Annotated in this window: 10 protein-coding genes; 3 read left to right on the forward strand and 7 right to left on the reverse strand. The window is 73.1% G+C overall.

Annotated features, from left to right (window positions below):
- The first annotated feature begins 120 nt into the window (after positions 1-120).
- The 3 genes from ettA (at position 121) to OP86_RS12365 (ending at position 3128) form a co-directional block, all read left to right on the forward strand.
- Positions 121-1785 carry an energy-dependent translational throttle protein EttA gene (gene ettA, locus OP86_RS12355; RefSeq protein ID WP_030060942.1) on the forward strand — a complete coding sequence of 555 codons (1665 nt, stop codon included), beginning with the start codon at positions 121-123 and terminating at the stop codon, positions 1783-1785.
- Positions 1786-1924: 139 nt separating this feature from the next.
- Positions 1925-2368: an acyl-CoA thioesterase gene (locus tag OP86_RS12360; protein ID WP_030060943.1), complete on the forward strand. Its 444-nt coding sequence runs from the start codon at positions 1925-1927 to the stop codon at positions 2366-2368.
- A 67-nt stretch (positions 2369-2435) separates the two neighbouring features.
- Positions 2436-3128, forward strand: coding sequence for a DUF8185 domain-containing protein (locus OP86_RS12365; RefSeq protein WP_030256827.1), 693 nt, complete (start codon positions 2436-2438; stop codon positions 3126-3128).
- 32 nt (positions 3129-3160) lie between these two features.
- Here OP86_RS12365 and OP86_RS12370 read toward each other — a convergent pair whose 3' ends face one another.
- From OP86_RS12370 to OP86_RS12400, 7 genes are all read right to left on the reverse strand, one after another.
- Positions 3161-3565, reverse strand: a complete 405-nt coding sequence (locus OP86_RS12370; RefSeq protein ID WP_030060945.1) for a globin — start codon at positions 3563-3565, stop codon at positions 3161-3163.
- Positions 3566-3673: 108 nt separating this feature from the next.
- Positions 3674-4819, reverse strand: a complete 1146-nt coding sequence (locus tag OP86_RS12375; protein WP_078588608.1) for an ABC transporter permease — start codon at positions 4817-4819, stop codon at positions 3674-3676.
- Positions 4816-5733, reverse strand: coding sequence for an ABC transporter ATP-binding protein (locus OP86_RS12380; RefSeq protein WP_030060947.1), 918 nt, complete (start codon positions 5731-5733; stop codon positions 4816-4818). The genes OP86_RS12375 and OP86_RS12380 overlap by 4 nt, the downstream gene beginning before the upstream one ends.
- Before the next feature lie 171 nt (positions 5734-5904).
- Positions 5905-7197: an FHA domain-containing protein gene (locus OP86_RS38760; RefSeq protein WP_030256823.1), complete on the reverse strand. Its 1293-nt coding sequence runs from the start codon at positions 7195-7197 to the stop codon at positions 5905-5907.
- Between the two features lie 73 nt (positions 7198-7270).
- Positions 7271-8626 (reverse strand): vWA domain-containing protein, encoded by a 1356-nt coding sequence (locus OP86_RS12390; protein ID WP_030060950.1) that lies wholly within the window; start codon positions 8624-8626, stop codon positions 7271-7273.
- A gap of 115 nt (positions 8627-8741) precedes the next feature.
- Positions 8742-9992, reverse strand: a complete 1251-nt coding sequence (locus OP86_RS32905; protein ID WP_063832359.1) for a PP2C family protein-serine/threonine phosphatase — start codon at positions 9990-9992, stop codon at positions 8742-8744.
- A gap of 3 nt (positions 9993-9995) precedes the next feature.
- Positions 9996-12560, reverse strand: a complete 2565-nt coding sequence (locus tag OP86_RS12400; RefSeq protein ID WP_030060953.1) for a serine/threonine-protein kinase — start codon at positions 12558-12560, stop codon at positions 9996-9998.
- Between the last annotated feature and the right edge of the window lie 3 nt (positions 12561-12563).

The raw sequence follows: 12563 nt of genomic DNA on the forward strand, positions 1-12563 counted from the left end.
GCGGGCTGCGGCCGCGGATACCCCGGTGGGGTCACCCGGGCGGTTCGGGGGTTCCGGCCGGGTGCGGCACAATGGAAGGCTGCAAGCCGAATACTCCCGACGACGCCGGAGCGATCTCACGTGGCGGAATACATCTACACGATGCGCAAGGTGCGCAAGGCTCACGGAGACAAGGTCATCCTTGACGACGTGACGCTCAGCTTCCTCCCCGGAGCGAAGATCGGCGTCGTGGGCCCCAACGGCGCCGGTAAGTCCACCGTGCTGAAGATGATGGCCGGCCTGGAGCAGCCCTCCAACGGCGACGCCTTCCTCTCGCCGGGCTTCACCGTCGGCATGCTGCTCCAGGAGCCGCCGCTGGACGAGTCCAAGACGGTCCTGGAGAACGTCCAGGACGGCGTCAAGGAGATCAAGGGGAAGCTCGACCGCTTCAACGAGATCGCCGAGCTGATGGCGACCGACTACTCGGACGCCCTGCTCGACGAGATGGGCAAGCTCCAGGAGGAGCTGGACCACGCCGAGGCCTGGGACCTGGACGCCCAGCTGGAGCAGGCCATGGACGCCCTGGGCTGCCCGCCCGGCGACTGGGCGGTGACCAAGCTCTCCGGTGGTGAGAAGCGCCGCGTCGCGCTCTGCAAGCTGCTGCTGGAGGCCCCCGACCTGCTGCTGCTCGACGAGCCCACCAACCACCTGGACGCCGAGTCGGTGAACTGGCTGGAGCAGCACCTGGAGAAGTACAAGGGCACCGTCGTGGCCGTCACCCACGACCGGTACTTCCTGGACAACGTCGCCGAGTGGATCCTGGAGCTCGACCGCGGCCGCGCCTACCCGTACGAGGGCAACTACTCCACCTACCTGGAGACCAAGCAGTCGCGTCTCAAGGTCGAGGGGCAGAAGGACGCCAAGCGCGCCAAGCGCCTCAAGGAAGAGCTGGAGTGGGTCCGCTCCAACGCCAAGGGCCGCCAGGCGAAGTCCAAGGCGCGTCTGGCCCGCTACGAGGAGATGGCGGCCGAGGCCGACAAGATGCGGAAGCTGGACTTCGAGGAGATCCAGATCCCGCCGGGCCCGCGCCTGGGCAGTGTCGTCATCGAGGTCGCGAACCTCAACAAGGCCTTCGGCGAGAAGGTCCTGATCGACGACCTGAGCTTCACCCTGCCCCGCAACGGCATCGTCGGCATCATCGGCCCGAACGGCGCCGGCAAGACCACGCTGTTCAAGATGCTCCAGGACCTGGAGACCCCGGACAGCGGCTCGGTCAAGGTCGGCGAGACCGTCAAGATCAGCTACGTCGACCAGACCCGCTCCAACATCGACCCGAAGAAGACCCTCTGGGAGGTCGTCTCCGACGGTCTGGACTGGATCAACGTCGGCCAGGTCGAGATGCCGTCCCGCGCCTACGTGTCCGCGTTCGGCTTCAAGGGCCCGGACCAGCAGAAGCCGGCCGGCGTGCTCTCCGGCGGTGAGCGCAACCGCCTGAACCTGGCGCTCACCCTCAAGCAGGGCGGCAACCTGCTGCTCCTCGACGAGCCCACCAACGACCTGGACGTCGAGACGCTCTCCTCGCTGGAGAACGCGCTGCTGGAGTTCCCCGGCTGCGCCGTGGTCATCTCCCACGACCGCTGGTTCCTGGACCGAGTGGCGACCCACATCCTCGCCTACGAGGGCGAGAGCAAGTGGTTCTGGTTCGAGGGCAACTTCGAGTCCTACGAGAAGAACAAGGTCGAGCGGCTCGGCTCCGACGCCGCCCGTCCGCACCGGGCCACCTACAAGAAGCTGACCCGAGGCTGACATCCAGCTGTCACAACGGCCCGGCAGACTGCCCTCCGGGGCGGCCCGCCGGGCCGCGGCCCGCCGCCACCGTCCTTCGCCGCCCGTCGGCGTCGCGGGACGGGCGGCGGCCGGCCACCGGACACCGAGGAGAACACCCGTGGCTCGCCACATCTACCCCTGCCCGCTGCGCTGGTCCGACATGGACGCCTTCGGGCACGTCAACAACGTGGTCTTCCTGCGCTACCTGGAGGAGGCCCGGATCGACTTCATGTTCACCCAGGCCGCCGAGGCCGGCGCCGGGGAGTTCGCGGGCGGCTCGGTGGTGGCGCGCCACGAGATCGACTACAAGCGCCCGTTGGTGCACCGGCCGGAGCCGGTCACCATCGAGACCTGGGTGACGAAGATCGGCGGCGCCTCGCTGACCGTCTCGTACGAGATCAAGGACGTCGCCGAGGACGGCACCGACATCGTGTACGTCCGGGCGTCCACCGTGGTCGTCCCCTACGACCTGGCCGAGGGCCGGCCGCGCCGGATCTCGCCGGTGGAGCGGGAGTTCCTCAGCCGCTTCATGGACGAGGCCCCGGCCGTCGCGGCAGTCTGAAGTAGCACCCCCACCACGATCGAGCCCCACGACGATCGAGCCCCACGACGATTCGAGCTGAGCCGCGTTGACCATCACCGCCCGCCTCGCCCTGGCCGACGCCGGGGAGGCCGCCGATCTCTCCGCCTTCCTGCTGCGCCTGTTGCGCTTTGACAAGGCGGCGGCCGTGCGCCTGCAGGCGGTGGGCCCGGGGCCGGAGGACGGCGTGCTGGCGGTCTTCGGCCGGCTGCCGCTGGGCGGTTCGGGCGCGCTGGTGATCCGTACCGCGCGGCTGGGCGGCCTCGACGAGCCGGTGGACCTGACCGCCTCGGCGGGCCAACTGCTGGACGGTGTGGACACCGAGGCGGGCACCGTCGCGCTGCCCGCGCCGGTGACCGGCCCGGCCTGGGCCGGGCTGCTGCCGCCGCGCACCGGCTGGCGGCCGGTCGGGGCTCCGCCGGTGGCCGAGGTGTACCCCGAACTCATGGCCGGGGTGCGGGAGTTCCGTGAGCGCAGCGAGGCCGTCCCGGCGCACCACCGCACCCGCGCGGTGCTGGACGCGCTGGCCGACGAGATCTGGTCCCGCCCGGTGTCCGCGCTGCCGGAGCTGCCGCTGCGGGCGGTGCACGCCGCGTACGTGATCGGCTTCCTGAAGCCCGGCGCCCCGCTCACCGTGCACCGGGCGGGCGGCTGGCTGCGGTTGAGCGCCCCGGCGGGCTCGGTGGCGGTGCGCACCGCGGCCGCGCCGGGCGCGGGGCTCGGGCTCAGCCCGATCAGGTAGTCCGGCCCGGCAGGTAGTCCGGCCGGAGCGGCTCAGCCCTCGGTGTTGATCATCGAGGCGGCGGCGTAGGTCAGGTAGTCCAGCAGCTGGCGCTCGTGGTCGGCCGGCAGCTCCAGGCTGTCGACGGCCGCCCGCATGTGCTTCAGCCAGGCGTCGTGGGCGGCGCGGTCGACCTTGAACGGCGCGTGCCGCATCCGCAGCCGCGGGTGGCCGCGCCGGTCGCTGTAGGTGCGCGGGCCGCCCCAGTACTGCATCAGGAACAGCGCCATGCGCTCCTCGGCCGGGCCGAGGTCGTCCTCGGGGTACATCGGCCGCAGCAGCTCGTCCTCGGCGATGCCCTCGTAGAACCGGTGGACCAGACGCCGGAAGGTCGGCTCACCGCCGACCTGGTCGTAGAAGGTCTCCTCGCTCAGCGTGCCCTGCCGGATCTCTCTCACCCGACCATGGTCGCAGACGCCGACGGGGTCGTACACCGGGACCAATGGCGTACGACCCCGCAGGGATCAGCGGTCAGCGCGGACCGGTCGGACCGGTCGGCGGACCGGTCAGGCGTCTTCCCACTTGAAGAGCTTCCAGGAGATGCCGGTCAGCACGGCCGCGAAGAGCAGCAGGCCGCCCATGGTCGGCAGGGCGTCCATGACGCCGCCGCCGCGGGTCAGCACCGACTGCGCGGAGTTCACCAGGTAGTGCAGCGGCATGACCTCGGAGACCGTCTTCAGCCAGGCCGGGGCGTTGTCCATCGGGAAGAACGAGCCGGACAGGAAGGACATCGGCAGCACGATGATCTGCGAGATGCCGTTGGCCGCCTCCTCGGTCTTGGCGACCGAGCCGGCCAGCAGGCCGATCGACATGAAGGCGAGCGTCGCGCAGCACACCAGCGGGATGATCAGCCACCAGTTGCCGGTCAGCTTGAGCCCGAAGAAGCTCGTGGCGACGACCAGGAAGACGATGGTCTGCAGGAGCGCGGTCAGCAGCGAGACCAGGATCCGGGAGCTGACGACCGTACCCGCACTGATCGGGGCCAGCCGCAGCCGGCGCAGCACCTTGGTCTTGCGCCAGTTGACCAGCGTCAGCGCGGCGCCGAACACCGCGCCGGTGGCGATGGCCCAGCCGAGCAGGCCGGGGGTGAGGAACTGGATCGGCTTGAGCGACTTGTCCTCGACCTGCTGGGCGTCCAGCACGTAGGCCGGCTTCTGGCCGGTGGCCTCCTGGTTGGCGCCCTGGACCACCGAGTTGAGGATGCCCTGGACGGCGCCGGCGCGGACGGTGTCGGCGGCGGTGAAACGCAGCTCGACCTTGCCGTCCGGGCCCTGCTTGATCATCGCGTCGAAGTCGCCCTTGCGGACCTTCTCCAGCGTGGCCGACTCGTCGTCGGTCTTGGTGATCGTGAGGACCTCGTCCAGCCCGGCCCGCTCGCCGCCCTGCATCGAGTCGAACAGCTTCACCGCGCCGACCTGCGCCACCTTGGCGTGCGGGCTGCCGGAGCCCTTGGTCACGGCGCCGAAGAAGACCAGGAAGACCAGCGGGAAGAGCAGGATGAAGAAGGTCGCGGTGCGGTCGCGCTTCATGCCGAGCAGCATGGCGCGGGACAGGCTCCAGAACGCGCTGACCCGCTCCCGTTCGCCGGCGGCGCCGGCCGAACCGCCCCGCTGGGCGGGGACCTTCGGCTCGGTGGGGGTAGTGGAGGTCATGCGCGGAACTCCCGTCCGGTCAGCTGGAGGAAGACGTCCTCCAGGGTGGCGCCGCGCACTTCGAGGCCGCGCAGGGCGTTCTGCTCGGCCAGGACGCTGAGCACGGGGGCCGGAAGGCGGGTGGAGACGGAGAGCGAGACGGAGTCGTCCTCCAGGGTGGCGATGTCGGCGCCGGCCGCGGTCAGCAGCTGGCGGGCCCGGTCGAGCGGCAGCTGGCCGGAGGCCACGCTGATCCGCACGGTGTCGTCGATCTCGCGGATCAGCGCCGCCGGGGCGCCGGTGTGCAGGATCTTGCCGTGGTCCATGATCGAGACCCGGTCGCAGAGCACCTCGGCCTCGTCCAGGTAGTGCGTGGTGAGCACGACCGTGCGGCCCTCGGCGTTGATGTCCCGCAGGAGGTCCCAGAGGTTGCGCCGGGCCTGCGGGTCGAGGCCGGTGGTGGGCTCGTCCAGGAAGACGAGCTCCGGGTCGTGGGCCAGTGCGCAGGCGATCGACAGGCGCTGGGCCTGGCCGCCGGACATCTGGTCGGTCATGGTCTCGGACTTGTCCGCGAGGCCGACCCGCTCCAGCATCGCATCGGCCCGCTTGGGGCCGACCCCGTAGAACGACGCGAAGGTGCGAATGGTCTCCCGGGCCGTCAGTTTCCGGAAGAAAGCGGAGGCCTGGAACTGCACGCCGATTCGCGGCAGCAGTTTCGGATTGCGCGGCCAGGGAGCCATCCCCAGCAGCTCGACCCGGCCCTCGTCCGGTTCCCGGACGCCTTCCAGGATCTCCATGGTGGTGGTCTTCCCGGCGCCGTTGGGGCCCAGGATCCCGTAGAACTCGCCGGCCTCGACGGTGAGGGACACCCCGTCGACGGCCTGCACATCCCCGTACCGCTGACGGATGCCGTCGGCGGATATAGCTGCAGTCATGTGCCCTGAGACTAGGGCTTTCGGAGCGTCTTGTGCACATCCGGGGCAGGGATTTGCAGATCCTTTGAGGAAGTCGGACGAAAAGCCGGGCCGAGCGAAATGTCGAATTCCGCTCGGCCCGGCCGGAGTTGTCGCTGACGCACGCTCAGCTGACGTGTTTTCGGGAGTGCGTCAGGCGCGGTGCACCGTGATGGTCGTCCAGGCGCCGATGTGGATCCGGTCGCCGTCGTTCAGCGGGACGGCGGTGTGCGGGGCGACGGGCTCCGCGCCGCCGTTCATGGTGGTGCCGTTGGTCGAGTCCTGGTCCACCAGCACCCAGCTGCCGTCGGCCTGTTCGGCGAGCAGCGCGTGCTGGTGCGAGGCGCCCGGGTCCTCCGGCGGGACGGACAGGTCGATCTCCGGGACGGTGCCGCGGTGCTGGCTGCGCCGCCCGATCCGCAGCTGGCCGCGGCCGGTCAGCGGGATCCGGCGCTCGGGGCAGTACGGCGGGAAGAACAGGCCGGCCGCCTCGGGGCCGCTGCGGGCCATCATGTCGGTGAAGTAGTCCCGGTCGGCCGAGACGACGGCGATCCAGGTGGTCCGCACCGGCTCGGCCGGGGCGGCCTTCTGGTGGGGGTGCTGGGGCTGCGGCGGGGCGAGGTGGAAGGAGGTGCCGAAGTCGCCGCCGCGGTTGTTCGGCCCGGGGCCGGCCGGCTGGGCGTACACCGGGCCGGAGTCCTCGCGCAGCTGGGCCTCGGGGAAGGCGCCCTCCGGCGGCGGGTAGCCGTAGGTGTGCGGCTGGGCCGGGGCCTGCTGGGCCGCCGGGGGCTGCTCGGCCGCGTGCTGGCCGCCTGCGTGCTGGCCGCCCGCGGGCCCGCCGAACGGTGCCTGGCCGTACGGCGGCTGCCCGAACGGCGGCTGCCCGAACTGGGCCTGGCCGTACGGGGCCTGCGGCTGCTCCGGGGTGCCTCCGTACGCCGCCGGGATGTTCAGCGGCGCCGGCTGGGCGGGGCCGGGCGCGGGCGCGCCGGCGGCCGGGGTCTGGCGGCGCGAGGGCGTGGAGAGCTCGTAGTCGTAGCCGCACTCCTCGCAGAACCGGCCGGTCTGCGGGCTGCGGCAGATCGGGCAGACGGTGAGGCCCTCGGTGAGGCCCTGCGCCGGCGGCGGGAAGGCCCCGGGCGGCGGGTAGGCCCCGGGCGGGGGTACGGCGCCCGGCGGGGGCACCATGCCCGGGGGAGGCAGGGGCGCACCGGGCGGGGGTACCGCGCCCGGGGGCATCGGTGGCGGGGGCGGCGGGGCGCCGAAGGACGCACCGCCGTGCTGCGCGTGCCCGGCGGGGCCGCCGGGCACGGAGTGGTCGGCTCCGGGTGCCCCCGGGTAGCCCCCGTGGGCGCCGGGGGTCGGGGCCGGCGGGGTCATCGGGAAGCCGCAGAAGTCGCACCAGTCCTCGGCCTGCGACTCGTGGCCCCTCGGGCAGATCGGCATCAGGTCCCCCTCGTTTCGGGCCGGCTCGGTGCGGCGTCGCGCCGGGGTGCCGGCCCGGTCACGTCTTCAGCGGTCACTTCTTCACACGTACCGTTTTGGTCGACCGGGTCTCAAGGGTCATCGAGTCGGCCTCGCTCACGTTCTTACGGAACCGAACCGTACCCTCCTTCGGGTCCACCACGTCCACCACCTTCTGCAGCAGCTTGTAGGTGCCGTCGTTCCCGGTCGCGTGTGCGATCCGGACGGCGGCGCCCAGCTTGGCGGTGGCGGTGTCGACGTCCCCGGCGCGGTGGGCCTCCAGGCCCTCCTGGATGGAGGAGGCCAGCTCGGCCTGCCCGGTGTAGTGGGCGACCTGCGGGCTGATCCGGGTGGAGGAGGCCAGGTCGTCGGTCCACACCGCCTTGACCAGGCCCTGGCTGAGCACCTCGGGGGTGCCGCCGCCGACCTGCGGGGGCAGCACCAGGCTGATCCGGGCGGCGAGCATCTCGTTGCCGATGGAGGCGGCCGGGACCTCGACGCAGACGTGGTAGTCGCGGCTCTCGTCGCCCCAGGAGCCGGTGGGGTAGTCGCCGGCCCGGGGCCCGGCCTCGGCGCGGCGGGCGGTGAGGTCCTCGACCGCGGGGGCGACCTGCTTGACGAACTTCACGGTGGCGTTGGCCGGGGTCCAGATCCGCAGGGCGACGTCGGCGACCTGCTTGCCCATGGCTCCGGCCATCATCGAGCGGAAGTCCTCGGCCAGGCCGGAGGGTTCGGCGACGATGTCGACGGTGCCGAGCAGCGCCGAGGAGATCGTGCGCAGCTCGTCGATCCGCCAGTCGGTGCCGACGCCCCGGCAGTCGGCGGTGAAGTGGCCGGTGACCCGCTCGATGTTGCGGGCCAGGTCCTGCGCCGACTCGTGCTCGTTGTTGCCGTCGGTGAGCAGGATGGCGTGCCGGATGGCGATGTCGTGGCGGGTGAGGAAGAGCTTGTCGGCCTTGGCCAACCAGGTGCCCATCGCGGTGCCGCCGGCCGCGGTGAGGCGGCGCAGCGACTCCTTGGCCTGCTCGCGGGTGGTGGCGGAGGCGGTGGCCAGGGTGCCGTCGCCGGGGTAGATGTCGCGGGCCTCGTGGGTGCCGGCGACGACGGCGAAGGCGGTGCCGTCGCGCAGTGCGTCGATGGCGGCGGCGGTGGCCTCCCGGGCGCCGTTGATCTTGGTCTTGGGGTAGTCCATCGAGCCCGAGCAGTCCACCAGGATCACCACGGCCGCCTCGGCCCCGGCTCCGGCGGGCCCGGCGTCGGTGATCCCGAGCGGGCGCCCGCCGGAGGTGCCGCCGCCGGTCGCGGTGACGGTGACGATGGCGTTGACCTCGCGGGCGCCGTCGGCCAGGTACTCGTTCTGGAAGATCTCCACGTCGAACCTGGGCAGGTTCGGCTTCGCCAGTGTTGCCATGGGGCGGTCGGCTCCCGTCGGGTGAGGGGGTGGATGCGATCAGGACGGTGGGGCGGTCCGCCGGTCGGGCCGGCGGACCGGGGCGCCGCGAGGTCGGGCGGACGGGCCGGGCCGGTCAGGCCGTCGGCGGGTGCGGCGGCTGCGGCGGGACGGGCGGTGCGGGCGGGGCGGCGGGGGAGCCGATCACCGGGATGTCCGGCAGGGTCGGCTCGTAGTCCTCGTCCTCCACGACGGCCGGTCGGGCGCCCATCGCCGTCGGGACCAGCACCGGCAGGTCCAGCGCGGTCGGGGTCTGGTCGGCCTCCTCGACGGCGACGGCCGGCGGGTCGATCGGCAGCACGGCGACCGTGATGTTGTCGTGGCCGCCGGCGGCGACCGCGAACTTCACCAGGGTCTGCGCGGTGGCGAGCGGCTCGGTGCGGGCGTCCGGCCGGACGTAGTACGCCAGGTCGGTGGCCGCCTCCGCGTAGTTCCACAGGCCGTCGGTGCAGATCAGCACCACGCCGGGGACGTGCGGGGTGAAGTCGAGGGTGTGCGGCACGACCTCCTCGGCGTCGGCGCCGAGCCAGCCGGTGATCGCGTGGGCGCGCGGGTCGGCGTACGCCTCCGCCTCGCTCATCAGCCCGGCCTCGACCATCCGGGCCGCCCAGGAGTCGTCCTGGGTGAGCCGGAAGGGCTCGGCCGCGGCGCGGTCGTCCGGGATCCAGTACGCCCGGGTGTCGCCGACCCACCCGATGGTGACCCGGCCGCCGGCCGCTATCGCGCTGACGTAGGTGCAGGCGGGCGCGTTGAGGTCGGGCCGGGTGGGGCCGGCGCCGTCGGTCGCGAGGCCGGCGACGGCCTCGGCGGCGTCGGCGATGGCCGCGCGCATCGCCTCGTTCGGGTCCCGGCCGGCCTCCAGGGAGGTCAGCAGCGACTCGGAGGCGGAGTCCACGGCGGTCGCCGAGGCCTCGTCCGGGCGGTCGGAGGAGGAGACGCCGTCGCACACCACGGCGACCACGACCGGCTCGCCGCCGGGCAGCGAGGTCGCGGCGACGGTGAAGCTGTCCTCGTTGCGGTGGTGGCGCACGCCGCGGTCGCTGACCCCGGCGACGCCGCCGAGCGCCTTCTCCATGTGGTCGCGCGGGCGCGGCTGGGCGCCGCCGCAGCCCTCGCAGTAGCCGTCCGCGGTGACCTGCGGTTGCCCGCAGTGCACGCAGACCGGCCCGCGCTGCTGCGGTACGGCCTCACCCCGGGCGGCGGCCCAGCCCGCGGGCATCGCGCCCGGGGCCGGCCGGCCGTCCCGGCCGGCCCCGCAGGAGCCGCAGTAGGCGTCCTCCGGGTCCATCGGCTCGGAACAGCTCGGGCACTCGGTCTGCTGCGGCATCGGCTACACCCACGTCCTGGGACGGGCACGGTTGGCCCGCTCCACCATCTCGATCCTGGTCTCCGCCCGGTCGGCCAACCGGGCGAGTACCCGGTAGGACTGTTCCAGGGCGAAGCGCAGTTCCCGCTCGTGCGCGGGACGTCCCAGCACCACCAGTTCGGCGGCCTGCGGGGTGCCGGCCGAACCGGCGCCGACCCAGCCGAGGGCCGCGCTGAGCACCTCGACGGACAGCTGCTCGCGGCGGCGGTCGTCCAGCCGCAGCGCGGTCAGCTGCGCGGAGCCGGCGCCGAGGTCGGCGGCCAGCTCGTCGGTGGCGGGCCGTTCGCGCAGCCGGGCGCGGATGGCGGCGATCCGGGCGGCGGTGTACTGGCTGGAGGTGGCCGGGACGGACTCCAGGACGCGGACCGCGCCGGGGCGGTCGTCCTCGGCCAGCCGGACCCGGGCCAGCCCGAAGGCGGCGCTCAGGTAGGCGTGGTCGGTGGTCCACACCAGCCGGTAGAACTCGGCCGCGTCGCCGCCGTCGCCGAGGAGTTCGGCGCAGATGGCGAGGGCCAGCTTGGGTGCGGCCTCGCCGGGGAAGGCGTCGTAGACGGCGTCGAAGGCCTCCGCGGCCGCCCTCAGGTCTGCTACTCGCCCGCTCGCCGGGGCCGCTGCTCGGGGCGGGTCCGAAAGGTCCTCGGCCGCCCCGACCAGGGCGGTGAGGCCGCGGTACCAGACAACCCGCCAGTCGTCCGGGTGGTCCTGCTCCAGCTCGCCGAGGCGGCCCAGGGCGTCGCGGTGGCGGCCGAGTTCGAGCAGGGCGCGCAGTTCGCGCAGCCGGCTCTCCACCGAGACGGCGGGCGCGCCGGCCAGGGCGACGAGCGCGTCCGCGGGGTCGGGGGAGAGCAGGGTGGCGAGGAAGCCGGCGTTGGGGTCGCCCGGGTCGACCCGGGGGATGGGCAGGGCGAGGGCGGCGGCGGCCGGGTCCAGGGCGGTCACCCGGAGCTGTCCGGGCTGTGCCGCGGGCAGGACCAACTCGGTGTCCACGACGCGCAGTTCGGGCCCGAAGAGGGTGGAGAGCGCGGGGTAGGGCCGGTCGTTCCGGAGGGCCAGGACCTCCCGCAGCACGCCGGTGAGCTGGTCGGACATCTCCTCGGCGGAGGCGAAGCGGCGGGCCGGGTCCGGGTCGGTGGCGCGGACCAGCAGCCGGTAGTACGACTCGTACCGGGCGAAGACCTCGACGTCCTCCGGGCCGGGCAGGGTGTCGCGGTAGGTGCTGCTGTAGCCCTGGAAGTCGAAGGTGAGCACCGCGAGGGTGCGGGCCACGGTGTACAGGTCGGAGGCGGGGGAGGGGCCGTCGGTGGCGATCTCCGGTGCCTGGTAGCCGATGGTGCCGTAGATCGGGCTGTCGTCGTCGAGGCGGCGGACGGCGCCCATGTCGATGATCTTGAGGGCGTCGCCGCTCTGGATGGCGTTGTCGATCTTGAAGTCGCAGTACACCAGGCCCCGGCCGTGCAGGTAGCCCAGGGCCGGCAGCGCCTCCAGCGCGTACGCGATGGCCTGCTCGACCGGCAGCGGCTCGCGCCGGCCGTCCGGGGTGCGGCGGTCGTTGGCGATGTCCTTGAGCGACTTGCCGCCGACGTACTCCATGACGATGTAGCCGTCGGTGGCGCCGGTGCGCAGGTCCGGGTGCTCGGCGAAGTTGATGATCCGGACGATGTTGGGGTGGTCCACCTCGGCCAGGAAGCGCCGCTCGGCGACGGCCGCGGCCAGCGCGTCCTCGTCCCCGGTGTCCAGCAGGCCCTTGAGCACCACCCACTTGTCGTCGAGCCGCCGGTCCACCGCCAGGTAGATCCAGCCGAGCCCGCCGTGCGCCAGGCAGCCCACCACCTCGTACTGCCCGCCGACCAGGTCGCCGCGGCGCAGCTTGGGCGTGAACGAGTACGGCGTGCCGCACTTGGTGCAGAAGCCGTCCGGGCGGCCCGGGCGGCCGTTCTTCTCCCGGCCCACCGGGGCCTCGCACTTGGAGCAGAACCGCTTGCGCTCGGGCACCTCCGGGTTGGCCAGCACCGCCTGGGCCGGGTCGGCCGTCTCCACCGTCGGCACGGTGACCAGGCCGGCGCCCAGCCGGTTGCGGGTGCCCGCGCTGGCGCTGCCCCGGGTGGAGCGCACCGAGACCGAGCGGCTGCTGCCGGTGCGGGTCGAGCGGTGCGAGCGGGAGCGGCCGGACATCGAGCGGGACGAGCCGGTGCGGGAGGAGCGGACGGAGGAGCTGCGCGCCGAGTCCGGGGCGACCCGGGCGGAGGGCACGTAGGGCTGGGTGACGCCGGTGTCGGCGCCGGGCGGGGTCAGGCCGCACTCGTCGCAGTAGCCGTCCGCGTCGATGGTGCCGGAGCAGTCCCGGGGGCACGGCGAGCCGGGGCCGGCCGCGGTGGCCGGTGCGGGTGCTGCTGCCGGTGCTCCTGCCGCGGGCGCCTTGGGTGTCGCGGTGGTCCCGCCCGCCGGGGCCAGCCCGCACTCGTCGCAGTAGCCGTCCGCGTCGATCCTGCCGTCGCCGGAGCAGTCCGGCCGTACGCACGTCTCGCCCATCAA

This window comes from Streptomyces novaecaesareae (genome assembly GCF_000716875.1).
GTDB classification, from domain to species: Bacteria; Actinomycetota; Actinomycetes; order Streptomycetales; family Streptomycetaceae; genus Kitasatospora; species Kitasatospora novaecaesareae.

Excerpts from the sequence above, each read along its gene's own strand:
- OP86_RS38760 (WP_030256823.1), bottom strand. The coding sequence starts at position 7,197 with ATGCCGATCTGCCCGAGGGGCCACGAGTCGCAGGCCGAGGACTGGTGC.
- OP86_RS12400 (WP_030060953.1), bottom strand. The coding sequence starts at position 12,560 with ATGGGCGAGACGTGCGTACGGCCGGACTGCTCCGGCGACGGCAGGATC.
- OP86_RS12390 (WP_030060950.1), bottom strand. The coding sequence starts at position 8,626 with ATGGCAACACTGGCGAAGCCGAACCTGCCCAGGTTCGACGTGGAGATC.
- OP86_RS12380 (WP_030060947.1), bottom strand. The coding sequence starts at position 5,733 with ATGACTGCAGCTATATCCGCCGACGGCATCCGTCAGCGGTACGGGGAT.
- OP86_RS32905 (WP_063832359.1), bottom strand. The coding sequence starts at position 9,992 with ATGCCGCAGCAGACCGAGTGCCCGAGCTGTTCCGAGCCGATGGACCCG.
- OP86_RS12375 (WP_078588608.1), bottom strand. The coding sequence starts at position 4,819 with ATGACCTCCACTACCCCCACCGAGCCGAAGGTCCCCGCCCAGCGGGGC.